Source organism: Streptomyces sp. NPDC001927 (assembly GCF_053594455.1).
This window is the reverse complement of the sequence record NZ_JBSFEN010000005.1, coordinates 461,042-485,707: the sequence shown is the minus strand read 5'-3', so window position 1 is coordinate 485,707 and position 24,666 is coordinate 461,042. Positions and strand designations below refer to the sequence as shown.

The following is a 24,666-nucleotide window of genomic DNA, read 5'->3' as shown; positions in this document are numbered from 1 at the left end:
GTCCATGGCCGGAAGGCGTGCGTGGCTCTCAGAGGGCGTGCGTGGCTGTCTGAGGGCGTGCGTGGTCGCGGTGTCAGCGCCCGGTCGACGAACGCTGCTTCCGGTACGCCGCGGCCGCGTCGGAGTCGAGGTAGTACCAGGGGAACTCGGTGACCCGGCCCTCGGTGGCCAGGAAGCACTCGCGGGCGGAGGCCCGGTCGCCGGCCAGGGAGAACGCCATGGCGAAGGTGTTGAGGACCTGGAGCCAGCCGCCCCGGCGGACGAAGTCCGGATGCCGGTAGGAGTGGTCGGCGGCCTGCCGCAGGGAATCCGTCACCTCGGGCCGTCGCATGTACGCGGCGTCCGACCCCGCGTCGAGGGAGAGCCACTGCTCGATGTGCGCGATCGCGACGAGCTGGCCGAGCGGCGTGCCGGCCGGCGCGCCGAAGGCCGCGGCCCGCGCGAAGGCGTGCATCTCCTCGTGCGATCCACTCCACTTCTCGCAGACCTGCTGCAACTGCTGCTGGTGCGCACCCTGGTGGTACGGGTCGCGCCGCACGGTCGCCTCGAACCGGCGTCGTGCGGTGGTCTGGCCGACCTGCAGGCCGCGGCCGGTGATCTGGAGGCCGTACCACGGCGACGTCCACCCGGGCTCGCGCTCGGCGACCTCGTACAGCAGTCGCTCGGCGGTCCGCAGCCGCGTGTGGAACACCTCGAACTGCTCACGCGAGACGTCCTTCGCCCGCGCGCCGGTCCGGGCCTCCCACCCCCAGCTGATGTGCCGGATCCCCGCGACGAGCCGCGGCAGCGCGTCGGATTCCTTCTCCATGACCGGCTCGATCCACCGCTCGACCCCGTCGGTGTCGCCGACGGCCCAGAGCAGCTCCGTGCGGTCCTCGCTCTCGGGCCTCGCCTCGAGCACCGCCCGCACCGTCCGCCAGTCCGCCGTCGCGGCGGCCTCACGCACGCGCCGCACCTCGGGATCCCCCGAGTCCGGCTGCACGGTCGCGGCGGGCCGACCGGCCCATCTGCCCAGCGTGAGCCCCAGATCCCGGAGCAACGCCATGTCCCCACCCCTTGCGCTGTTCGAACGGGGAGGCCATCGAACAGCCCACCCGGTGGGGTAGTGACTATCACGCGGGACCGACAATCGCACAGCAGTATCAGTGGCGGCCGGGTGGCAGCCGGTGCGGCCCTCAGGCCGAGGAGTCGCCCTCGGCCCCCGGGGTGGACGACGGGGAAGGTGTCGACGCCAGTTTCAGGGTCGCGCGGGCCTGGGCCTCCGCGTCCCAGAAGGTGCCGTCGTACGCCCGGTCGTAGTGCTCCCAGAAGGCGTCCTCGTCGGCCGACTTCGCCAGCTTGTCCCACTGCTTCGCGGACGTCTCCAGCTCCTTGACGAGCTTGTCGACGTCGGTCGTGGCGGCCGCCGGCCAGGAGTGGTTCTTCAGCCCCCGGCTCGCCGTGGTGATGGCGCCGTGGACCTTGCCCGCCCAGGCCTTGTTGGCGGCCAGGTCCTCGTCCGCGTCGGCCTCCGGCTCCTTGCTCAGGATGTCGTCGATCCGGTTCATCGTGGTGAGGAAGTGGAGCTGGTCGGCGTCGAGGGTGGTCTTGTCGGCGCGCAGCGACCCCTTCATCGGCTCGCCGCCGTCGACGACGAAGGCGCAGGTCACGGTGCGGTCGCCGAACTTCCAGCTGTCGCGGCTCGGCATGTAGTAGAAGTCGTAGACCTCCTCGGGGAAGGCCCAGCTGTCGAGCGCGTAAGCGTTGCCGATGTCGCCGCACCGCTTCGTCGCGACGTCGTCGACGGTGCTCTCGCCCGGCCACTTGGTGTAGCCGGTGAGCTTGAAGGCGCCGGTGACCTCGCCCTCGTGCGGCTTCGCGCAGTCGACCACGTCGACCTCGGAGGTCTCCGCCTCCAGCTTGCCGGCGACGTTGTAGCACTCGCCCGTCCGCAGCGAGAACGTGGAATCCGCCCGTGCCGCCTCGTCCATGCCCTTCTTGAAGTCGCGCCACCCGTCGCCGAGGGCCCCGGAGACGAGGCCGACGGCTATGAGGAGGCAGCTGAGGGAGGACAGGACGATGCCGGCGACGGCGAGGCCCTTGCCCGTCTGGTTCCTCTTCTTGATCTGCGGGAGGGCGATCAGGCCGAAGATCAGGCCGAGGGGCGGGAGGCAGCAGACGATGCCGGAGACGAGGGACGCGATGGCAAGGCCGTTGGTGGTGCGTTGCGGCGGTATCCCGTAGGGGCCGGGGGCGGTGGGCCCGGCGGCACCGGGGCCGTAGGGCCCGTACGGGCCGTAGGGGCCGGGGGTGTACGGACCGGGAGCCGCGGGGGCGGGCCAGCTCTGGCGCGGCGGCTGGGATTCCTGGGGCGGCTGGGGCGGCGGGGAATCCTGGGGAGGCTGGGAGGGCTCCACGAGTACGGTGCTCCTGTAGCGGGCGGTGCGAACGTGCGATCGGGCGGGCGCGCGCATCGTACGTGGTGCGGGGGCGGAGGCGGTACACGCATGACAACGACGACGACCGAGGGACCGGGGAGTGCGGCCCTGAGGGGCCTCGCCCTCAACCCGGCCACCCCCGTCGACCTCCTCCTGCGGCTGCTGGAACCGCCCTACGAGGCGACCTGGCCGGCCCTCTGCCGGTGGCGCCGGGACCTGCCCCCGGAGGTCGTGGACGCGATCGTCGCGCACCCGGCTCCACGCGCGCGTGGAGCGCTCGCGCGCAATCCGCACGTCCCCGGGGAGGTGCGCGGACGGCTCGTCGACGACGAGCACTGGCTCGTCCGCGGACACCTGGCCTCGGGGCCGGGATACGAGGTCTGGCCGCGGTACCTGCCGGACCACGTGACCGACCGGATGCTCACGACGTACGCCGGGGACGAACTCCAGGAGCTCGTCTCCTCCGGCCAGGTGCCGTACCGCACGCAACTCGCGCGCGCCACCCACCCGGTCGCCGAGATCCGCGTGTACGGGGCCCGGATGTGGTCGTCCTTGACCGAGGAGCGCCGCGCGGCCCTGCTCGCCGACCCCGACCCCGACGTGCGGGCCGCCGCCGAGTGGACGCGGGCCCGGCGGGCGGAGGAGGACGACGCGGCGGAGATGGAGCGGCAACTGCGCGCCCTGCCCGGGCACCGTTCGCACGCCCGCAACCACATCCTCGTCAACTGCCGCCTCTCCCGGGCGGTCGTGGACGAGCTGCTCAAGGAGCGCGAGGACGACGACCTGTGGTGCCTGGCGCACAACTACAGCACCCCGCCGGACGTCGTCGCGCACGTGGCCCGCGTCGGCGACCCCGAGGCCCGGCGGACGGTCGCCCGGCGGAAGGACCTCCCGCGGGACCTGATGGACCTCCTCGCGCGCGACCCGGACCCCGGCGTCCGTACCGCCGTCTCCGTACGCCCCGAACCGACCGAGGCCGAACGGGCCGCCATCGACTACGTCGTCGAGCCGCACGAGGTCGTCCAGGTGGGCCCGGATCCGTACCTGGCGCCGCTCGCGCTCGCCCGCTCGGCGCATCCCCTGCTGCGCCGCCGCGTCGCGTACAACCCGGAGCTGCCGGCCGAGCTCGTCGCGCTCCTCGCCGTCGACGAGGACCCGGGTGTACGGATCATCCTCGCGCAGCACCACCCCGAGGCGCCCGCCGAGCTGCTCCTGCGCTGCTATCTGGAGTACACGGGGCTGAACCGCGACCGGCTGCTCGGCCTCCCGCGCTTCCCGGTCGCCGGGCTCGGCGCGCGCTTCGGGACCGCCGAGGACCCCGCCGTACGCCTGCTGGCCACGCTGGACCCGGCGGCGGACCCGGCCCTCGTCGACGCGCTCACCCGGGATCCGGACGCACGCGTGCGTGCGGGGGCGGCGCGGAACCCCGCCCTTCCGCTCGAACGGCTTCTTCAACTCGTTGAAGACGAGGAGTTGTCGGAGCAGGCGGCGGCGAACCCGGCACTCCCCAGGGAGACGATGGACAGGCTGCTCGACACTCACTGACGCGACGGACGACGGAGGGCGGCCGCCGAAATCGGCGACCGCCCTCGTTCAGCCAGTCAGTCAGTCAGTCACACGCGTACGTGTCGCTCAGAACTGCAGCGCCCAGGAGTCGATCTTCCCGGTGTCGATGTTCGCGTTGTCCGTGACCCGCAGCTTCCACGTGCCGTTCGCGACCTCCGAGGAGGCGTTGACGGTGTACGTGGTGTTGATGTTGTCGGAGCTGCCGCCGGTGCCGAACGCCTTCAGCGTGTACGCGGTGCCGTCGGGGGCGATCAGCTGGACCTGAAGGTCACCGATGTACGTGTGAACGATGTTCACAGGCACCTGGAGCGCGGCGGGCGCGTTGCCCGTGACGCCGGTGACGGTGACCGGGGACTCGACGGTCGAGTTGTCGTTGATGGCGAAGTCCGCGGTGTTCTCGAACTTCTTGCCGGGCGGCGGGGTGGTGCCGCCACCGACGAAGAGCAGCCGGTTCGGCGAGCCGGTGCCGGGGTTGCCGACCACGTTCGGGGTGGCGGCGCTGGTGAGGGCCGTCGACACCTGGGCCGGCGTGGCCGACGGGTTGTCCGCGAGGTAGACGGCGGCGGCGCCCGCGACGTGCGGGGTCGCCATCGACGTACCGGAGATCGTGTTGGTGGCGGTGTCGTTCGTGTTCCAGGACGACGTGATGCTGGAGCCCGGGGCGAAGATGTCCAGCACGGTGCCGAAGTTGGAGAAGCTGGAGCGGGCGTCGGTGTTGGTCGTGGAGCCGACCGTGATGGCCTCGGAGACCCGCGCCGGCGAGTAGTTGGAGGCGTTGGAGTTGTCGTTGCCCGCCGCGACGGCGTACGTGACGCCGGAGGCGATCGAGTTGCGGACCGCCGTGTCGAGGGCGGTGTCGACGCCGCCGCCGAGGCTCATGTTGGCGACGGCCGGCTTCACGGCGTTCTGCGTGACCCAGTCGATGCCGGCGACGACCTGGGCGGTCGTACCCGAGCCCTGGTTGTTGAGCACGCGGACGCCGACGATCTTGGCCTTCTTGGCGACACCGTAGGAGGATCCCGCGACGGTGCCGGCGACGTGCGTGCCGTGGCCGTGGCCGTCCTGGGCCACGTTGTCGTTGTCGATGGCGTCGTAGCCGTTGAACGCCCGGCCGCCGAAGTCGCTGTGCGAGATGCGGACACCGGTGTCGATGATGTACGCCGTCACGCCCTGGCCCGCGGTGTCCGGGTAGGTGTAGCTCTGGTTCAGCGGGAGGGCCCGCTGGTCGATCCGGTCCAGGCCCCAGGACGGCGGGGAGGGCTGCGTACCGTCGACCGTGAAGACACGGTTCTGCACGACGGAGGCGACCGCCGGGTCGCCGGCGAGCTTCTTCGCCTGCGCCTCGGAGAGCTCGACGTTGTAGCCGTTCAGCGCCGCGGTGTAGGTCTTCTTGATCGTCGCGCCGTGCTTGGCCGCGACCGCCCGGCCCTTCGAGGTCTCCGCCGGGGCGGAGTCCTTCAGGGTGACGATGTAGCTGCCGGCGATCGTCCCGGGGGCCCCGGCGTTCTGGATCACGCCTTCGGGAGCGGCCTCGGCCGCGGTGGCCGGGAAGGTGGCGGCGGTGCCGAGGGCCAGGGCGGCGACGGCTATGGCGCTGGCCGCGGCGAGTCTGCGCCGCGAGTCACGCATCACTGACATGTGAGGGATCCTCCTCATAGGTGGTGCGCTGCTGTGGGGGTATGGCAGGCGCATGACAAAGCGACATGAGATGTCCACGCCGTTTCGCACATCCGGCTGCCGAGCGAAAGATTGGCGGATCCATAGGAATCACACAAGAGTCCCGAGCGCCCCGTAACACGTGTGCCACACAGCTGCCATGCTGGCGCGCATGACGGCCTACGTGTGCCCCCGATGCCGTATTCACGCCCCCGCTGACGCCCTCACCTGGCGCTGTCCGCAGTGTGAGGGCCCGTGGGATCTTGATTTCAAGAGCGCCCCGGTTTCACTCGAGTCCCTTGCGTCACGCGGGAATTCACTGTGGCGTTACGAAGAAGCACTACCGCTGGCGACGGAAATGCCGCACGTGTCACTGGGGGAAGGCCGCACTCCACTCATCCCCCTGACGGAAGACGTCTCGGCCAAACTCGACTTCCTCATGCCGACGTTGTCCTTCAAGGACCGGGGCGCGGTCATGCTGGCCGAACTGGCCCGCCGGCTCGCCCCGGAACGCGTCCTCGCGGACAGCAGCGGCAACGCGGGCACGGCGATCGCCGCGTACTGCGCGCGGGCGGGCCTCGCCTGCGAGGTGTACGTACCGCAGGCCACGTCGCCGAAGAAGCTGGAGCAGATCCGGGCACACGGCGCCCGGCTGACCCTCGTACCGGGCGACCGCGAGGCGACGGCGCGGGCGGCCCGCGAGGCCGCCGACGCACCGGGCACGTTCTACGCCTCGCACGTGTACAACCCGCACTTCCTGCACGGTACGAAGACGTACGTGTACGAGCTCTGGGAGGACCTCGGCGGCCGTCTCCCGGACACCCTCGTCGCCCCGGTCGGCAACGGCACGCTCCTGCTGGGCGCGGCCCTGGCGGTGGAGGAGCTGTACGGCCACGGCCTCGTCGACCGCCGCCCCACCCTGATCGCCGTCCAGGCGGCCGCGGTCGCCCCACTGGCCCGCGCCTTCGAGGCGGGCGCGGAGGACCTCCTGGACCCGGAGCCCGCCCGCCCCACCCTCGCGGAGGGCATCGCGATCCCGAACCCCCCACGAGCGGCCCAGATCCTGCGCGCGGTCCGCGCGACGGGCGGCACCTTCCTGACCGTGACGGAGGACCAACTCCACACCGCCCAACTGGACCTGGCCCGCCGAGGCCTCTTCGTCGAGTCGACGGGCGTGGCGTGCTGGGCGGCGGTCCGCGCGTCCCCTCGGCGGGAGGGGCTGACGGTGGTACCGCTGTGCGGGGCGGGGGCGAAGACGGGGCTTGGTGGGGGGCGGGGGTGAGCGCGGGTCTCACGTGCTTGTCCCGCTTGTCCTCGTGCTTTCCCCGTGCGGGGGTCCACCTGCCCCTACAGGTACGGTCACGTACGCCACGTTCAGACGTTCGACCGGCACCCCCGCGCGTAGGCCGACGGGTGCGGTCGGTCGTCCTGCCGCCGCACCCGTGGGACGCGTCAGTCCAGCGCCTCCGTCGTCCCGTCCGGGTGGATCAGCAGGCGGATCGCGCCGCCGTACCGGTCGTCCGTGATGGAGGCCGGGGCCGGGGCGCCGAACTGCTGGGCACGCTGCTGGAGGATCGAGATGACGACCTCCTGGATGTCGCCGTACGGCGGCGCGGTGACGGGAACTCCGTCGATCAGGCCCGCGTTGGGAGAGAAGATGCGGACTTCGGCCGCCGGTGGCGTGGGCTGCACGACAGGGTCCTTTCAGGAGAGCGCTCAGGAGTGCGCGGCGAGGGGGTGTTCGGGGTCCATGGTGTACGTACCCCGGGACACGCGCCGCAGCCGCCCGGACTTGACCATGGCGGACAGGACGTTGCTGATCGACTTCGCCGACTCCTGGAAGACCTCCGGGGGCAGCGCGAGCAGGACGTCGCGGGCCGTGAACGGACCGGGGAACGCCGCGACGGCCCGGTCGACGGCCTGACGCAGGCTCGTGGTGGCCGGGAAGGGACGTACCACCGCGTCGCCGGTGTGCACGGAGCGCAGGCGCGGACGGGCGGCGGCGACGGAGGCGGAAGCGGTGGCGGTGGCGGTCGCCACTCCTTCGTACGCCTCTATGCGCGCGGCGAGTTCGCGCAGGGCGGCGCGGAGATCGGTCAGGCCGATGCTCCTCGTGTTCGTGCCAGCGACGGCGTCCGCCGCGCCCTGACCGGTGTCGAGGACCGACATGACCGCCTCGATGCGGACGATCGACTCCGAGACCCGCCGCAGCAGGGGCTCGAAGAGGTCCTGGCGCAGGGCGGCTATCGGGTCGCTGGTCGCCAGTTCGACGCTGACCGAGCCGACGAGCCCGGTGTCCGCCGGCCGGCGGGGCGCGTCGTCGCCGCACTCGGCGTGCCAGGCCTCCAGGCAGCGGCGCACGCGGCGGCAGGCCTCCGCCAGCTCGGGCGTGAGTCCGGCGGACGGCACGTGCGCCAGCATCCCGGCGAGCTGCTCGGTGGCCTCGACGGCGGGAAGCGCGGCGTGCAGCAGGGGTGTGAGGACGGCCTTGCGCACGGCGAGAACAGGATCGTCGAGTGCGAAGGTGATCCGTTCGTCTGCCGGATCCGCCATGGATACCTCTGCTACGTGGTGGGTCTTCTGGGGTGGAATCACGGACCGGGAGCCTGACCGGGCGGGCCGGCGCACGGGCCGGGCCGGGTGCCCGAGCGGCGCGAAGGCGTCGAGTACGGCGGCGAGTTCGGCGGCCCGGTGCCGGAGGTCGACGGGCGCGGTCAGGTCACCCTGAGGCGTACCGATGCCGAGCTGCCGGCGGATGAGCCGCCGGTCCTGCTCGGTGGTCCCGGCGAGGTACCCGCCCGGATCCGGGCGAAGGACGGCGTCGCGCAGGCACTCCTGGCGGAGCGGGCAGGAGGCGCACAGCTGCCGTGCCGCGTGCGCGAGCGCCTGGGAACGGCGGCCCTGCAGGGGCAGCTCGGCGGCGGCGACGGGCGGGTTCTCCAGAAGGGGATGGCGGAAAATGTCCGGTCGGCGCCGGCAGGGCAGGGACGCGGATGCGGCGCCGGCCCCGGTGGATATGGGTGGTGAGGGAAGGGTCCTGCGAGCGGTTGTGACCATGAAAGTGCCCCCCGTGGCAATTTTTGATACCTGGGGACTCTAGAGCAGTGCAAATGGCGACCGCAAAGCTGTTCCAAACCGTAACCGAGTTGCTCCACATCTTCTTGACTCGACATCAGACCCGCTTGCTGTTCGCCTCGGTGTCCGGCGCGGTCCGCCGCAGGACACGTCGTACGAGACGCCCCATGGCGGCACCTCCCCCACCCCGGAACATGAGCACGCCGACGATGCCGCCGAACCCGAGCGGCACGGCGACCTCGGGCACGACCGTGCCCACCCCGGCGGCCACGAGCAGCACGACATCGGCGAGCACGACGGTGAGCCCGCGCCGCCCGGGGTGCTCCTTGACGATCCAGGCCCCGAGCAGCGCCATCCCGGCGAGCGCCCAGTGCCCGAACACGGCCTGCCCACTGAGCAACCCGGACGAAGCACCCCGCGCGATGTCCCCCACGGCCGCCAGGTACCCGGCGAACGCGGCGGTCAGGACCGTCGACGCGAGCGCCAGCAGCAACTGACCGCGGCGGCGGAGCAGGAAGACCAGCAGGCCGAGCGCGATCAGCGCGCTGACCGTGATCAACGAGCTCATGCTGGAGGAAGCGAGGATGAAGAGTGTGTACGCCGCCGCGAGCCCGAAGACCAGCCTGGGCAGCAGCTTGACTGCCCAGGCATCGCTCTTCTCCTGCCGCACAAGCCGCCGCAGGGCGCCCACGACGGAGTCGGTTCGTGTCATGGAACGTATCTCCTAGCGCGGCATGCGGTTGTCGTCGCGCGGCGGTTGCTGCGGAGGCAGCTGGGGCGGCTGTGGCTGCGCGGGCGGCGGCGCAACGGGCTGCTGCATCGGCTGCGTTCGCGGCGGCCTCGGCGGGGCAGCCTGAGGCGCCGGCTGCTGCTGCGGCACGGGGGCCGGAGTGGGCGTGGCCGGCGGGGGCGGAGTGGTGTTGCCCTGGCTGACGCGACCGCTACGGCGAGTGGCCGTGTCGGCGGCCGACGCGTCGGTGGCCGTTGAGTCCTTCTTCTCGTCCGAAAGGTTCGCGTACGAATTCTCCTGAATGGCCCGGGCTTGGTGCTCACTCTTTCGCTGCTGACGCTTGGAGTTGTTCTGCGCGATCCAGCCGCCCTTCTGAAGGCGACCATCGTTCCACTTCTTGTCCGCACCGCGGGCCGCGTACCCGGCTCCCTTGGTGGCGGCGCCGGCGGCGACCCGACCGGTGGACTTGGCCGCACCGGCGCCCATCCGCCCGGCTGCCCCCACGAGGGAACCGGCCTTGCTGGCAACGGCCCCCGGCATGTCACCGACACCCAGGTCTGCGGCGCCGGCGATCTTCGGGCCGAATTCCCCGGAGATGAGCTTCTTGAGCATCATCACGACGGCGACGGAGACGAGGATGAGCATGAGGAGCTGCATACCGAGAGAGATCCTGGAGGGCAGGATCATCTGATACAGCACCAACAACACGGTCAGGATGATCCCGAAGCCCGCTCGCAGCACGAAGCTGTGAATGAAGGTCTGCAGCCAGCCCTTGAGGAGCTTCTGCTGGGTCGGATGGATACCGAGGGTGGCGACCAGCGGCAGCATGATGATGAGGATCAGCGTCACGGCGTGCCAGAGCAGCGTCAGGGCGCTGAGCACGATGACCATGATGCCGACGATGAGGGCAGCGATCAGGGAATAGAAGGCGAGACCGACACGGGTCCCGCTGTTGCGTCCCGTCCAGTCGTTGAAGGGAACCGGGTAGATGGCCTGGTCCCCGGCATAGTCGCCCTGGTCCGGATATCCCTTCCCCTCACCGCCCGCGATGGCCACCCGGATGGGCGCCCACTGCTCCTTCTTCTTGTCGATATCAGGCGCCGGTCCTTCGCTCGCGGCCCGGTCCGGGGGGTACTTGTCGAAATTGGTCGTGGACTGCGACACGGCGTGTTCGACCCGGAGGTCCTCACAGCGCGCGCCACGGCCGTAGTCGCACTTGGTGCCGTTGCTGTCCGGCTTGCACGTGCCCTTGTCGACACTGCCATTACCGGCGTGCTTGAAGATGCAGTTGGTGCCACTCTCGCCGAACTGGCCCAGTGCCCAGGGCCTGAAGACAAGGGTGTCGTACATGGCGCAACTGGAGACGCGAAGCCCCCGGTTGGGGATGTTGTCATCTGTCGGCAGGTCGCAGGGCGGCTGCATTTCTCCGGGCATACCCGACAGAACTGCCTCGGCCAGCAGGGAGTTGAAGTTTCCGATGCCGGTGTCGGCCCCGTCGATGAGCTTGTGATAGTTGGTGTTCTGACCGCTGCCCGCGAGAAGGGTGACGACGGCAATGGTCGTCAGGCAGGCCCATCCGACACCGGACCAGACCTCTCGCATCTGCTGAGCACGCCACTTGGTGAACACCCACAGACCCGTCAGCATGATCATCACGGCCACGGCGGGGATGAACAGGTTGTCCCGCAGCGCCGTCACGGCATTGTTGCGCCCCTCGTACAGGCCGCTGAGAGGGCTCGGGTTGGAAGCGAGTTCCTTGATGGAGATGGCCGAGCGAGAGAGAATCTTCGTGCCGTTGAAGACCATGTTGGCCACGCCGTTGTTGACGAGGTCCATGACCGAACAGTCGCCGTCGGCCGCATCCTCGCCCGGGTCCACGTCAGAGGCATTTCCCTGCTTCATGAAAACCATGGACCAGTTCAGGCCCCGCATGCCGTTGATCTCGTAGAACGTGTACCTATCGGGCCCGTTGGGCATCCTGACAGCGCCGGTGACCATGCCCGTCGTGTCATTGAGGTTCTTGGCGCGCTGCTCCTTGTTCTCCCACTGATTGACCGCGGGCATGATGGACTCGCCGTTCGCACCCGGGCTGTCGCGGCTGTAGCTGTCGTCCCCGGTGACCTTGCAGGAGAAGTCGAGGTCGATGGCTTGTGCCGTGTTCGGGACGGAAAGCGTCAGCGCGACCAGCGCGAGCACCAGGAACAGGCCGGCTCTGACGACCCGGCCGGCACCGCGCACCAGGTTGCCCGGCGAGCGGAGAACAGTGCGGGTTCCGCGTGACATGGCCCTAGGGCGCACGGGTATCGGTTTCCTTCCAGGTCCGGGGTTCCGCGGCGGGGAGCGGCTACGCGTTGTGGTTCTCGTGAGACATGTCTTGATCAGCCCCTCACGGATCCCGCGCTCCGTGAGGGTCCTCTACGCCGGCCATGGATTCCGCCTTGGGCAGACCCCCAGTGGGTCGCCGGCGGCCGAAGTGCCAGAGCCGGACCCGCGCGCGGGTGGTCTTCGCTACTCGGGCAGGTAGTCCGTGGTGAAGCAGGGCTTGGCCAGGCCGTCCTTGGCCGTGAAACCGCTGGGCAGGCTGTCTCGTTCCTCCTGGTCGCACGACATGCGCGGGAGTCCGCCCTGCATCAAGAGCCGCATGGTGTCCTTCTTGAGGTCCGCGAGCGCGAAGTTCTGTCCGATCAGCACCTTGCCGACACTTCCCTTGGCCTCTGCCTTCGCCGCGGCCTCCTGGAACTTGGTCATGTCGTCGATCAGCAGCAGAACAATGTCGTCGTCGCAGACGTTGCGCTCCTTGATGCTCCAGGCCGGGTCCTTGGATTCGGCAACCATCGTCGTGACGTTGGACGGTCCGAGCGCATCACACTGGACGCCCATCCCGACGATGACCTTCTGGAGTTCGGCCATCGTGCTCGCCTTCGGCAGGCCCGAGTCCGCCGACGAGCCGTTGTCGCCACCGGCGCTGTCACCGCCGCACCCCGTCAGCGTCACGAGAGCGGTCAGCGCGACCGCGCCGGCGGCAAGAGTCTTGGTCAGGCGCATGAGGTTCTCCTTGGTCGGTTCGGGTGGGCCGGGTTGGTCAGACCGCGGCCGTGGCTTCCTGCGTGGGCGTCGGGTCCAGGTCGTTGGTCTCCTGGAGGAACGTCCAGTCCCAGACGCTCAGCGGCGGGTTGACGCCCTGGCGCGACGGGCGGGTCGTGCCGTTCGTGTCCGTGGCCGCGAGGATCTCCTTGAAGACCAGGTCCACCGCCACCGTCCCCACCCGCTTGTCCGCGTCCCGCTGGAGGCAGACACCCGTGCGGAGTTCCTGGAGCGCCGCCACCACCTTCGCGTCCGACTCCGGGCGGCCGAGCAGCGGCGCCACCAGCGACGCCTCCTGCGCGGACTTCTGCTTGAAGGCGAAGACCGTGTGGATCTGGTTCGCGCCACCGCTGCGCGCCTCGGAGTCCTCGATCTGGACCAGGTCGATCGCCTGCTGGGTGATCAGTACCGTCACCGCCAGGTACGAACGGCCCTGCTTCAGCGCCCTCCGCATCAGGTCCCGGCCGCTCTCCGTCGCCGTGACGACGTACGCCTCGTCGACGAACAGCGCCTTCGGGCGCAGGCCGATCTCGCCCGTCACCGGGTTCTTCTCGTACCCGACGTCGAGCATCTGGCTGCCGAGTTCGACGACCGCCATCAGCGCCGTCGCCGCGAGCCGCTCGGCCGGGTTCCAGTTACGGGGGTCGGAGGCCGCCGGCGACTGGAAGCCGCGCAGCGTGATGACCGTACGGCGCTTGCGCATCGCCGACAGGGTCTGCGGCGTCTCCGCGAACGCCAGTCGCGCGTACGGCAGCGTCCGCAGCTCCGTGAGCAGCATCTGCGCGAGCTTCAGGTCCTTCGCCGCCTCGCGGTCGTTCGTCGCGAGCGCGTGCTCGTACGCCCGGACCACCTCGTCGACGACGCTCCACAGCGTCGGCCGCGGCACCTGCTGCTCCGCGTCACGGGCGCTCAGGCCCTGCTCCGTCGCCTGCCGGATCGCCGAGTTGTACCAGCCGACGACCGTCGCCATCGCCTCGATGACGGGCAGGCGCACGCGCTGGTAGTCCTCGTCGCCGAGGAAGCCGCGCAGCATCGACTCGGCCAGCAGGCGGCCCGACGGTACGTCGCGCGCGATCACCCAAGGGTCCAGCACGCCCGCCTGGCCCTTGAGAAGGTCGACGACCTCCGTCTCGGCCCAGAACTCCGGGTTCACCGGCTGGAACCGGCTCTCCGCCGTGCCGAGCACACCGCGCTCCGCGTCCGACGCGAACTCCGGGTCGTTCACCTGGGCGCCGTAGCCCAGGTAGTAGCAGAGCTGCGCGAAGTCCGTCTTCGGGTCGATGACCAGGCAGCGGACGCCCGCCTCCGACTCCTCGTAGAACTTCTGCAGCGCGAGCGAGGACTTTCCACCACCGGACGCGCCGACGATGGCGAGGCCACCGCCGTCGTTACGGGCCGGGCCGACGTGCAGCGAGTAGTGGACCGGCATCTTGCCCGCCCAGCCGACCAGGTTCCCCACCCAGCCGAGCTTCTTGCCAGACCGCTGCTCGGGGTTGTCGCCCAGCTCCGTACCGGCCGTCGGCAGCCCGGCGCCGAGCTGCTCCACCTCCTGCAGCCGCAGGTACGGCGCGATCGGCAGCTTCGGCGCGTTGCCCGGCAGCTGCGACTGGAGCAGCCGCCACTGCTGACGCGTCGGACGCAGCAGCGTCACCTTCAGGTCCTGCTTGAACTGCATCTCCAGGATGCGGCGGCGCCGCTCCAGCTCCGTCGGGTCGGACGCGGAGATGGTGAAGCGGATCTGCGCCTCCATCCCCGGCATCTTGTGCTCCTCGATGTCGTCGACGAGGTGCTGGGCGCGGGTGACCTGGTTGGCGAGCTTGGTGTCCGGCGAACGGCCGGAGTTCGCCATGTCGTTCATCTCGTCGAGGAGGTTGCCGCTGATCTTCCCGGCGCGGTCCTTGAACCTCATGTACGGGATGAGCGTGAAGCGCATGTCGATCTCGACGGGGAACTCGACGTTCTGCGCCGCGTACCGCGCCCAGGCGGTCGACTGCCGGAACCGGGTCTCCGTCGGCCAGTTCGCGGCGACCAGGGTCGTCGTGTAGCTGGTGTGCTGTTCGCCCGTGACCTCGTCGTACTGGTGCAGCACGATGTGCGTCTTACGGTTCTCGCCCGAGAAGTCGACCACCAGATCGAACTGGTCGGGCCCCCACGACCGCGAGCCGAGCACCGGCTCGGGCGGAACGGGCAGGTCGCCGTGGAGCGGCTTGCGGATCAGCCACACGAGCTCCTCGCGGGCCAGCGGCGTACCGCCGAGGCTCTCCAGGCTCTCGTGCACCTCGCGCGCGACCTGCGTCCACTGGGCGAGGAGGCCCGGCGACAGGTACTCGCCGTGGACACCGGTCGCGCCGGCCACCACCTTGTCGGCCGTGCCGGACACGGCCCGGGACAGGACGAGGTCCTCGACCGGGTCGTCCCCGCCGGGCAGCACGCCACTGCCGTCGCCCGAACCACGCTTCAGCGAACCCAGCTTGACCAGCAGGACGTTCCGCTCGCGCATCGCACCGATGCGCTCCTGGTACTCGGCCTTGCGGAAGTTGTACGCCTTGTAGTTCTCGGTCGGGTCCCAGGCGACGGCGTTGAGCTCCTCGGCCCAGCCGACGGCGGTGATCGGCCGGTACACCTTGCGGTAGTGGCACTCGACGTTCCGGTCACCCCGCGCGAGGTTGAGCAGCGCGCGGGCCGGCGCCTCGGCCATGGCCTGGAGCTCGGTGGCGTTGAGGTACTCGTCGATCGAGGTGGGCAGGACGATGCCGGTCCACACCGAGTCGCCGTGCACGAAGATCATGTCGTCGGCGTACCGGTACGGCAGCCGCATCTCCTCGCGGCGGGACTGGGCGCGGTCGCCCTGCTGCTTCCCGCGGTTGCCGGAGCCCTGCTTTCCGTCGCCCTGGCCGCCGTTGGCGGCCTTGGCCTTGGAGGAGGAGGCGGCCATGATCATGGCGATCACGAAGAAGGCGACCGCCCCGCCCAGAAGGATCATCATGAACATGGAGGAGTCATCCTGCGGTCTCGGAGGAGGAGGGTGCGGCGGAGCGTGCTGACACGGAGGGCGCCGGAATCGGCGGCTCCGTACCGCCGTACGACGAACCGTGGCGCGCGGCCTCGCCGAGCGCCTGCTCGTAACTCTGCTGCCAGCGACTCGAACCCGGCTGCCAGAGGATCACCTGCCAGTGCAGTTCCTGCGGCTCCCGGTCGGCGGCCAGGCCCTGCAGCCGCTTGGGCTGCCACCAGTAGTCGGCCCAGACCACCAGCTGCTGGCTGAGGGTGAGGGCGGAGGGGAGCGGCCGGCCCCAGATGAAGTAGACGCCGAAGGGCGGGCCGAGATAGAGCACCGACGTCAGCACCGACATCCCCAGGAAGGGGAGGAAGGCGGAGAGGGAGAGGAGGGTGATCATCCACACCACACCGAAGCCGAACGCCGCGCCCAGCGCGGGCAGCAGCAGTCCGGGGAGCGGGATGTTGCCCCAGTTCCAGATGCGCTTGGGCCGGTTGAGCAGGTCCGTGTGGTCGTACGCGACCATCGGCTCCGGCTCGCCCTGTGTTTCCTGCGCCATCGGTCAATCCCCCTCTCTGTCGACGGTCTCGGCCTCTGCGGGGCCGGGACGGATCGGTCCCGGCCCGGTGGCTCAGTTACCGCCGCCGCCACCGATCTGGCCGCCGAGGCCGATCAGCACACCGGCGAGGCCGGTCGCGCCACCGATGATCAGGGCGGCCAGCGCGATCATGCCGAAGCCCTGGAAGGCCTCGCGCATGCCGTCGCCGCGCTTCATGGACATCAGCATGCGGATGCCGAGGATGAGCAGGGCGATCACCGCGACCATCGTTCCGGCGCTGCGGAGGATGTCCTGGATCTCGCCGAACATGCCCTCCAGCGTGGTCGCTGCCAGGTACATGGGGTGTCCTTTCGTTCTGCGGTGCTGCTGTCCGCTGATGGGGGTGGTGTGAAGGGAAGGGCGGTGTGGTGAGGGAGAGCGGGGAGACGGGGAACCGGTGGTTCCCCGTCGGTACGTAGGTCAGGGCTTGGGCTTCGCGGGCTTCGTCGCCGGATTCGTGGCGGGCGGCTTGGCCGCGCCGGTGGCGGGCGGCGGCGTGGCGGTGCCGGTGCCGGCGGGCGGCGTCGAGGTGCCCGGGGACGGGGTGGCGCTCGGATCCGTACCGTCGCCACGTCCGCCCACAGGGTCGAGCACGGCGCCGCGGACGTCCTTGATGAACCAGCCCTGGGCGGTGTTCACGACGGTCACCCGGTACGAGCGCGTGACCTCCGTGGTGGCCTCGGTGGTGCCTGTGCCGCCCTCGGAGCCGGCCCCGCCCCAGACGACCGTCACACGCACCGGTACGGACTGGCCGTACTTGTACGTGACCGTGTCGTCGTCGTCCGTGCCGGCCGGGGCGAGCGCCTCGACCGTCTCCACCTTCGGCGCCGACAGCACGCCGGCAAGACCGGAAGTGGCGGCCGCCGTGGCGTCGGGAGTGGTGAAGCGGGACATCGCAGTCGTGTCGGAGGCGCCCCAGGCCGTGAAGTAGCCAGGCAGGACCTGGGCCTTGAGCTGGTCCGAGAGCGTGTCGTCGACGACCTCTGCGTCGCGGTCGACCTCGGGCGCGGTGCCCCGGCCGGGCAGCGGCATCTCGCCCACGTCACCGACGACCCGCAGCCCCGCGCCGGACGCCGGGTTGGCGACGTACACGGGTACGGAGACGGTGGTGACGCGCCCGGTCGACAGCGTGACCTGGACACCGAGGTAGCGGCCGTTCTTCCCGTACTCGGGCAGGTCCTCGACGCTGCCGTCCCAGACGGCGCTGGTGACGCTCTGCGTGCCCTGACCGTTCCAGCCGCAGTCGCGGTCCACGCCGGAGGTGGCGTAGCGGGCGAGCTCGTCGCGCCGCTGGTCGGCCGCCTTCGCGTCGTACGTCAGGCAGAGCGTCGCGTACTTCTCGGCGAAGGTCGCGGCGGCCCGGGTCGGGAACTCGGTGAGCCGGTACTTCTGGACGTCCTTCTTGTCCAGCGCGGCCGTCGGCGCGCTCGACGACTTCCCGATCGCGAGACCGACGACGCCGCACGAACCGAGCGCGAAGGCGCAGGTGGTGAAGAGCAGGGTGGCGCGGAGTGCGACGTGCGTACCGCGACCGGTCGCGGGCAGGCGGCCACCGGGGCGCGGGATGTCGAAGGAGGCGCCGGTGGCGGTGCGCGCGGGGGCACCTGCCGGGGCGGACGTGGCGGACGTGCCGGCGGCGCCGACGGGCGTGGGCGCGAGCGCCGGGGCGCCACCGCGCTTACGACTCTCCCGCTCGGCCTTCTTCGCCTCGTACGCGGCCTTCCGCTCGAGCCTCGCCTGCTCGCGCCGGTCCTTCTTGCTCGGACCGGCGGCGCCCGGGGCCTGATGCTGGCGCGGCGGAAGCGCTGGTACGGCGGCCTCGCCGGGCGGCACGGCGGCCTGCGGGGCGCGCCGCGTCCATGCGGCGGCCACCTGGGCGCGGGCGGCGTCGGAGGCCATCGGCGGCTGGGGCTGGGCCTGCTGGGCCTGCTGGGCCTGCTGGGCGGGCGCGGGGTAGCCGTAGGGCTGCGGAGCCTGATGCGGCACCTGCTGGCCCTGCTGCGGCGGGTGGGGCTGCTGGCCCTGCTGCTGCGGCGGCTGAGGCTGCTGCTGCCCGGCGGCCATGTTCGGCGGTCCGAACTGCCCGGGCTGCACGGGCGGTTGATTCCCGCCAGTACCGCCGGCAGGGCTGTTGTGGTCCGTCATCGGCTCGATCTCCCCCCGCGTGTGATCCCAGCCGCCGATCGGGCGCGGCGGGCCCTGGTGAGGCCAGGTGCGGAGGGCAGTGTGGCAAACGGCGGGGGCGACGACGCCTCGATTTCCTCATCGAGGAATTCGAGGAACGCGAGCGAGGAAAGTCGAGGAAAACGGAAAGGGCCCGCGCCGTGCCCCGGGGACTCATGAAGGTCCCACCCCCGGGCGGGCTCGGCACAATGCGGGGGTTGCCCACGCGCCGGCGGGCGCGCCGAGGCGTCCCCGACCTTTCCGAGGAGGAGAGTTGAGCGACCAGACCGCAGGACCTCAGCACCCCACAACCGTCGCACCGGCGGCCGCGGCGCCGCCCGAGCAGCCCGTAACCGCCGCGGCACCGCCCGAGCAGTACGCGCCCGCCGCAGCACCGCCCGAGCAGTACGCGCCCGCCGCGCCGACACCGCTCGCGGTGTCGGAGACGCCCACCACACCGACGTACGACGCCAAGCACGCCTGGATCGACGGCTACGAACCCGGCAACCCGTGGCAGTCCCGCCTCGTCCTCCAGACCGAGTTCGGCACGGTCGCGTACCCCTTGACCCCCCACACCATGCCCGAGCTTCTCGAAGGCCTGGTGGTGGTGGCCCAGGAGCAGCAGGGCATCACGGGCGACCTGACCGCGGACGCCCCGGACGCCGATGACGAGGACCGGACCGCATCGCCCGCCGGCCCCACCAGCCTGCACGACGGCCGCGCGGCACGCCTCACGGGCTGGGCGGCCGTCCACGACCTCTGGGAAAGCGAGAACCCGAAGGCCCGTTACATCATGGGCGGCATCGTGGTGGCGCTGCTGCTCCTCGGCATCGTCTTCGCCTGATCGCCGACCGGGATACGGTCGAGCCGGTGTGTCGCGCGAGTAGATCGAACTAAGGAACAAAGATGCTGGCAGAGACCACGGGGCGAAGCCCCCAGGACCTGATCGTCGAGCTGAAGGACGAGCTGAGGGTCGACTGGATCCCGGCGTGGCAGGGGTTGCCACAGCTCGGGGGCGAAGAATTCAGTGAACTGTTCTCCTCGTACGGCTGGGAGTACGACGTCCCGATCCAGGAACGCGAGAGCATGACCGTCCGTACCCGCACAGGTGCCGTCCTCTCCATCGGATTGGGCTCCCTGCTCGGCGTCCTGAGCGTGAGCCACTACGCGTGGCACGTGAAGGCCGCTGACGCGTCCGACAACGGCGCCGTCCTCACCCGCGCCGCCGAGGACTGGCCGAGCTACCTGAGCGCCGTCCAGTCCGTGCTGGGCGCACCGACCTGGACCGGGCCGTGGGACGCCGCGGACTTCCCCGAGCCTCCGCACCGCTCGTACTGGCCCGGTCGGGCGTTCCGGCTGGAGAGCCGCCGGCCGTACCAGTTCGCTCACTGGGCGCCGGCCGGTGACGCCCAGGGACGCCCTCACGTCGTCCTGAGCCAGTCGGTGTCCTTTCCGACCTGGACGACGACCGCGCCCGGCGGATCTCGCCTGGAGCTCGAACTCTTGCCTCCGGTCGACTTCCTGGAGCCGCGTCGATGACGGCGGCGCCTCCTACCCGGAGCGAGATCGACAACGCCCTCAGGCTTCAGGACGAATTCGACCGGGGAAAGCCCACGTCCGCTGAGGAGGCCAAGGTTGTGGTCGCCGGCATCTACGCCGACTGGCAGAGAGCCAAAGCGGAGAACATTGAAGGCCGCCCGGTTCCGGACATCCAGACATATATACGCGACCTGGCCGACCACGGTGAGGTCACCAACCCGGATCGCGGAGTCATCCGCGCGTTCTGGTCCTATCATTCGCAGCCTGAGGGGGCGCCCCGGGATGTGCGACACCAGTTCCTCGCGCAGGCCTGCGGACAGTCCAGGGGCTACCAGGTGCTGGAGGAAACGCCGGCGGGCGGACTGCTCGACTCGTACCACCTCTCGAACCCGCACGTGAAGAGGGTGCTGGCGAGCGACCACGAAGTGGACACCGCGAAGTTGGTCGACGCCACCGCCTACGCCTGGCGGACGGTTTCGGACCGCTACGCCGACGCCGCAAAAGGTCCTGTCGTCGCCTTCGCGACCGACATCGACGAGACCTCGATCCTCGGCGCGAACGAGATGCCGATCATTCTCGAAAAGGTCGGCAAGGATGCCGTGAGTTTCCCCCTGCCGATGCCCCGACACGAGCATCTGCCGCCGGAGATCGACGCGTTGATCGCGAACCCGGCCATCCGTGCGCAGGTGCGCATGCAGGACTTCTCCCCCAACAACTCACCCAAGGAGTTCGCCGCCAAGCTCGCCGCCCTCGACATCCCCGACAACCAGTTGGAAGCGCACGAGGCGGCGCTGTGGCGGCTCTCGACCGCGAACACCTACGACGACTTCGCCCCGAGCACGGAGCAGAACGCGATCCCGCAGCAGAAGGGCTCCGCCTTCGCCCCCGGCGTGACCACTCAGCCCGCCCCCGCCCGTGCCCCCGCCGGACACGGCGTGTACGACCCGGCGGCGGTCGAAACCCCGCCCCCGGCCCCGGCCCCCGCTCCGACCGGCATCGAACACTGACGCAGCAGCCCGGTCAGCTCGGACGGTACGGCTGGGAGCCGCGGCCGGTCGAGTGGATCCTTGACGTGGCACAGGCCCGCGTCGAGCGCTGAGAGAGGTACTTCATGAGCAGCGACCACACATACGCCCAGGTGGCGCAGGCCATGGCGGAGAAGGCAGTCTTCTTCGGGGGAACCAAGGCCTGGGACCCCATGCGCATGAAGCTGGCGTCCTTCCTTGCCGGTGCAGCTCCGGCCACGGAGGCGGACCACCACGGTCATCGGCTGGACGACTGGAGGAACCGGCTCCTGTCCGCGCGCGCGGCCGGTGGCGCGAGCGCCGACGCGACCTTCCTGACCGAGCTGAGCGGTGTGCTCCACACGGAACTGCGCAGCCGACAGGGCGCCTTGGAACAGCTCCTGGAGACCTTTCCCGTACTCGCCGAGGCCGCGGCCGCGTCATCCGAGCCCGGGGCGGGACCGCAGTCCAGGGACACGGAGGCGGAGTTCTACTACGCCGACGTCTTCGTCTTCGTCACCGATTACCTCTCCACCATGCTGCGCCGCCGCGTCAACGGCTCCTCCAGCACCTGGTGCCCCCGCTGGTGGGCGCACCCCGAGGCCGGGGCGCGACTGACCGCGCTCTGGCTGGCGTGGGAGCACCTGCGGCAGGAGCCGGGGACGGGCATGTCCACGTGGTGGCTGCACCACGCGGACCCGCATCTGCGGGTGTTGATGGACCCCGACATGGGGCCGTTCGCGGCCTGCTCACCGAAGGACGGGCACACGGCCTACCCGTTCGACCCGCTGCCGGTGGAGCCGTACGACCCGAGCCAGGACCCACTGGCCTGAGCGCGCGGGGCAGGGCCCCGTCCGTGACGATCCTTCACTCCCGCCTCCACCACTTCCCCACACACCCCGATTCCCCGCTTTTCCTCGCCCCCTCCCCCGCTTTCCTCGTCGGGGAAAAGATGCGGTCCCCGGTCGCCCTCTCCCCCTACGGTGTCTCGGCAACCTGACTGAGGGAGGCCCGGGACGGTGGAGTCACCCGCCGACAACAAGCGAACTGCGGCACTCGCCCTGGCGGTACTGGGGCTCCTGATGGTCGGCGCCCTCTTGGTGCTGGTCGTCTTCAACGGGGACGACGACACCTCGGGCGAGGCCTCCGAGAACCCTGCCGCCACCAGTGCCGCACCTGACGGGAATTCGGGCGGCGGGTCCGCCGGCACCGACGGCAAGCCCGCAGACGACAGCACGTCCGGCGCGGGAACGGTCAAGCCGATCATCTCGCCGGAGGATGCCGCCAAGGCGCACAAGCTGATGACCGACTACATGGTCGGTCTCAACACCTATGCGCACACCGACGACAACGCCTCCTGGTCCGGGCCGCTGCTCGACTTGACCACTGGCGACGCGCAGTTGCGCCAGGACACGGCTCTCCCCACGGGCAAGGCCTGGGACACCTGTGTGGCCGCCAAGTGCGCCTCCCGCGGGCAGGCGACCGTCGTCCGCGACGCGATGGTCGCCGACGATCTCGTCAACAACAGCGGCATCACGGTTTCCAGCCTGGTCAAGGCGACTGCCACGCGCAGCGAGAACGGTCGCAACACCGTCACGGAGACCAACTCCTGGCTCGTCACCGTCCAGGGAACCCGCGGTGGCTCGTGGAAGGTGTCCAACGTGTCGATCTACGGCCTCGGCAACGTCGGCGTGTCCGACCAGGCTGGAGGGTAGACACCGATGGTTGCTCCTGCCGTTCTCGCGGCCGCCGCCAAGGCGGCCAAGGTCGCCAAGGCGGCCAAAGCCGCCAAAGACGTCGCCCAGACCGCACGCCAAGGCGGCGGAGGAGGACAAGGCGGCCCCGGCGGTCAGAAGAAGGGCAACCTCAAGCTGTGGCTGCTGCTTGGCGCCGGAGGCCTGCTGCCGATCGGCGGCATCGGCTTCATCGTCATCATCGTGATCGCCGGCCTACTCGGTAGCATGGGCGGCGGTGCGGCGGCGGCCGGCTGCGGCGACTACGGCGAGAACGCCCAGGCCGGCAACACCGGTGACGCGGCCGCCACTTCCCCCATCGTGCCCGCGGGCAAGATGTACCTGCCGAGCGCGACCGCCCGGAACGAGATACCCCCGAGGATGATCCTCGCCGCCATGCGCGCGGCCGCCCGCTACGACGGGCTCGACTGGACGCTCATCGTGGGGCAGATGTACCAGGAGACCAAGTACGGGCAGGACCCGTCGGCGGCGCCCGGCGGCAAGAACAGCGCCGGGTACATGGGCATCCTCCAGTTCGGTACTCCCGCCTGGACCGACTACGGCGCCGACGGCAACGGTGACGGCAAGAAGGACCTCTACAACATCGACGACGCGGCCTTCGCCGCCGCCAACTTCCTGCACGCGATGAAGGCGGAGACCAACGCCTGGAACGCGCTGATGCGGTACTCGGGCTCCCGCCCCAGCAACACCATCTACATGCGCGTCGTCCTGACCCAGGCCGCCCGCTACCGCGGCAACCTGACGGGCGACAAGGACCTGATCAAGGACTGGTACGCGCATCTGAAGCAGACGGTCGACAAGAACCCGAACTTCCCGACGCTCGGCCAGCAGTCGGACATCCCGGAGCCGGTCGGCAACAACGCCGACCCGTCGACGGCGCTCAGCATCGCCTCCTCCCCCGCCCGCTCCTGGTCCACGCCGCCTCTGAACGGCGACGGCGGTACGACGACCCAGGCGATGGCGGCACAGGGCGGCTTCAACGAGGCCGCGCCGATGTCCCTCGCGGCCTTCCCGCTCGCCCCCGCTCCCGACCCGGACGCGCCCTCGACCGGCAAGGACTGGCAGTGGCCGCTGAAGCAGGGCACGTACCAGGTCGGCGCCAAGTACAAGCAGCGCGGCGGCATGTGGAGCCTCGGCTACCACACCGGCCTCGACCTGGTCGCCCCCGTCGGCACCGCCATCTACGCCCCGGCCGACGGCAAGATCGTCAAGGCGGGCTCCGGCGGCGCGTACGGCAACGAGACGCACATCGAGCACGCGAACGGTGTGATCACCCAGTACGCCCACCAGTCGACGAGGAACGTCAAGCTCGGCGACCAGGTCAAGCGCGGCGACCAGATCGGTGCCGTCGGCATGACCGGCAACACCAGCGGTCCGCACCTGCACTGGGAGGTCCGCGTCCCCGGTGTCGACAACCCGTTCGTCGGCGGCCAGGACAACGGCCCCGGCATGGTCGACCCCCAGGACTGGCTGAACGGCAAGATCACCGCCAACCCCGACTACGGCACCGCGCCCGGCGGCGGCGACGGCCGTGACGCCGAGTACGCCAACTGCGCCGAGGGCAGCGGCGGCACCCCGGTCGCGCCCGACGGCGCCGGCATCACGGGCGTCCTGCCCGACTCCGACGACCCCGTGGTCCGGGCGGCGCTCGGCTGGGCGCAGCGCGGCATCGGGCGGCCGTACGTGTGGGGCGCGCCGCGCCTCCAGGGCGACAACCCGGTGTCGTTCGACTGCTCCAGCTTCACGCAGTGGGCGTACTACCAGGCGAGCCGAGGCAAGATCAACATCGGATCGGTGACGTACGAGCAGGAAGACAAGCTCGCCGCGTACAAGGTCGATCTCGCCAAGGCACAACCCGGCGACGTGATCTTCTTCCGGCCGGGCCCCAGGGGCTCGGAGCACGTCGGGCTCATCTGGGACCCGAAGGGCAAGAAGGTCCTGCACGCGCCGCGCACCGGCAAGAACGTCGAGTTCAGCACCTGGGACGTGATGGGCCAGATCACCGGCGTCTACCGGGTCCCGATCCCGGCCGGCACCAACCCGGGCGAGGCCGGCGGCAACGGCGATGAGCATGCGTAAGGA

At 70.4% G+C, this 24,666-nt stretch carries 20 protein-coding genes; 8 read left to right on the top strand and 12 right to left on the bottom strand.

Annotated features, from left to right (window positions below):
* Positions 1–73 precede the first annotated feature (73 nt).
* Positions 74–1,045: a hypothetical protein gene (locus ACWCO8_RS16145; RefSeq protein ID WP_451032717.1), complete on the bottom strand. Its 972-nt coding sequence runs from the start codon at positions 1,043–1,045 to the stop codon at positions 74–76.
* 130 nt (positions 1,046–1,175) lie between these two features.
* On the bottom strand, positions 1,176–2,396 hold the full coding sequence (locus ACWCO8_RS16140) for a DUF4190 domain-containing protein (RefSeq protein WP_451032716.1): 1,221 nt from the start codon (positions 2,394–2,396) through the stop codon (positions 1,176–1,178).
* 90 nt (positions 2,397–2,486) lie between these two features.
* Here ACWCO8_RS16140 and ACWCO8_RS16135 point away from each other — a divergent pair, with 90 nt between their 5' ends.
* Positions 2,487–3,962, top strand: coding sequence for a translation initiation factor 2 (locus tag ACWCO8_RS16135; RefSeq protein WP_451032715.1), 1,476 nt, complete (start codon positions 2,487–2,489; stop codon positions 3,960–3,962).
* An 87-nt stretch (positions 3,963–4,049) separates the two neighbouring features.
* On the opposite strand, the gene ACWCO8_RS16130 is transcribed toward ACWCO8_RS16135, so the two are convergent.
* Complete coding sequence (locus tag ACWCO8_RS16130; protein ID WP_451032714.1) at positions 4,050–5,621, bottom strand: S8 family peptidase; 1,572 nt, start codon at positions 5,619–5,621, stop codon at positions 4,050–4,052.
* Between the two features lie 178 nt (positions 5,622–5,799).
* Between ACWCO8_RS16130 and ACWCO8_RS16125 the strand changes: the two genes are divergently transcribed.
* Positions 5,800–6,921, top strand: coding sequence for a threonine synthase (locus ACWCO8_RS16125; protein ID WP_451032713.1), 1,122 nt, complete (start codon positions 5,800–5,802; stop codon positions 6,919–6,921).
* A gap of 170 nt (positions 6,922–7,091) precedes the next feature.
* Here the strand turns inward: ACWCO8_RS16125 and ACWCO8_RS16120 are convergent, their stop codons facing one another.
* From ACWCO8_RS16120 to ACWCO8_RS16080, 9 genes are all read right to left on the bottom strand, one after another.
* On the bottom strand, positions 7,092–7,331 hold the full coding sequence (locus tag ACWCO8_RS16120; RefSeq protein ID WP_315891379.1) for a hypothetical protein: 240 nt from the start codon (positions 7,329–7,331) through the stop codon (positions 7,092–7,094).
* Positions 7,332–7,355: 24 nt separating this feature from the next.
* Positions 7,356–8,696: a WhiB family transcriptional regulator gene (locus tag ACWCO8_RS16115; protein WP_451032712.1), complete on the bottom strand. Its 1,341-nt coding sequence runs from the start codon at positions 8,694–8,696 to the stop codon at positions 7,356–7,358.
* Between the two features lie 115 nt (positions 8,697–8,811).
* The gene (locus ACWCO8_RS16110; RefSeq protein ID WP_451032711.1) at positions 8,812–9,426 is read right to left on the bottom strand and encodes a hypothetical protein; all 615 of its coding nucleotides are present in this window, start codon (positions 9,424–9,426) and stop codon (positions 8,812–8,814) included.
* Between the two features lie 12 nt (positions 9,427–9,438).
* A complete protein-coding gene (locus ACWCO8_RS16105) occupies positions 9,439–11,727 on the bottom strand; it encodes a hypothetical protein (RefSeq protein ID WP_451032710.1) in 2,289 nt (762 codons plus the stop codon).
* Between the two features lie 225 nt (positions 11,728–11,952).
* Positions 11,953–12,489, bottom strand: coding sequence for a hypothetical protein (locus ACWCO8_RS16100; protein WP_451032709.1), 537 nt, complete (start codon positions 12,487–12,489; stop codon positions 11,953–11,955).
* A gap of 37 nt (positions 12,490–12,526) precedes the next feature.
* Complete coding sequence (locus tag ACWCO8_RS16095) at positions 12,527–15,520, bottom strand: ATP-binding protein (RefSeq protein ID WP_451032708.1); 2,994 nt, start codon at positions 15,518–15,520, stop codon at positions 12,527–12,529.
* 7 nt (positions 15,521–15,527) lie between these two features.
* Positions 15,528–16,085: a hypothetical protein gene (locus ACWCO8_RS16090; RefSeq protein WP_451032707.1), complete on the bottom strand. Its 558-nt coding sequence runs from the start codon at positions 16,083–16,085 to the stop codon at positions 15,528–15,530.
* 72 nt (positions 16,086–16,157) lie between these two features.
* On the bottom strand, positions 16,158–16,424 hold the full coding sequence (locus ACWCO8_RS16085) for a hypothetical protein (RefSeq protein WP_383166918.1): 267 nt from the start codon (positions 16,422–16,424) through the stop codon (positions 16,158–16,160).
* 120 nt (positions 16,425–16,544) lie between these two features.
* The gene (locus tag ACWCO8_RS16080; protein ID WP_451032706.1) at positions 16,545–18,269 is read right to left on the bottom strand and encodes a conjugal transfer protein; all 1,725 of its coding nucleotides are present in this window, start codon (positions 18,267–18,269) and stop codon (positions 16,545–16,547) included.
* Between the two features lie 292 nt (positions 18,270–18,561).
* Between ACWCO8_RS16080 and ACWCO8_RS16075 the strand changes: the two genes are divergently transcribed.
* The 6 genes from ACWCO8_RS16075 (at position 18,562) to ACWCO8_RS16050 (ending at position 24,663) form a co-directional block, all read left to right on the top strand.
* Positions 18,562–19,131, top strand: a complete 570-nt coding sequence (locus tag ACWCO8_RS16075; RefSeq protein WP_451032705.1) for a hypothetical protein — start codon at positions 18,562–18,564, stop codon at positions 19,129–19,131.
* 62 nt (positions 19,132–19,193) lie between these two features.
* On the top strand, positions 19,194–19,826 hold the full coding sequence (locus ACWCO8_RS16070) for a hypothetical protein (RefSeq protein ID WP_451032704.1): 633 nt from the start codon (positions 19,194–19,196) through the stop codon (positions 19,824–19,826).
* Positions 19,823–20,833 carry a hypothetical protein gene (locus tag ACWCO8_RS16065; protein ID WP_451032703.1) on the top strand — a complete coding sequence of 337 codons (1,011 nt, stop codon included), beginning with the start codon at positions 19,823–19,825 and terminating at the stop codon, positions 20,831–20,833. The genes ACWCO8_RS16070 and ACWCO8_RS16065 overlap by 4 nt, the downstream gene beginning before the upstream one ends.
* 104 nt (positions 20,834–20,937) lie before the next feature.
* The gene (locus ACWCO8_RS16060) at positions 20,938–21,663 is read left to right on the top strand and encodes a DUF4913 domain-containing protein (RefSeq protein ID WP_451032702.1); all 726 of its coding nucleotides are present in this window, start codon (positions 20,938–20,940) and stop codon (positions 21,661–21,663) included.
* Between the two features lie 186 nt (positions 21,664–21,849).
* Positions 21,850–22,545, top strand: coding sequence for a hypothetical protein (locus ACWCO8_RS16055; RefSeq protein WP_451032701.1), 696 nt, complete (start codon positions 21,850–21,852; stop codon positions 22,543–22,545).
* A gap of 6 nt (positions 22,546–22,551) precedes the next feature.
* The gene (locus ACWCO8_RS16050) at positions 22,552–24,663 is read left to right on the top strand and encodes a peptidoglycan DD-metalloendopeptidase family protein (protein WP_451032700.1); all 2,112 of its coding nucleotides are present in this window, start codon (positions 22,552–22,554) and stop codon (positions 24,661–24,663) included.
* Positions 24,664–24,666 lie beyond the last annotated feature (3 nt).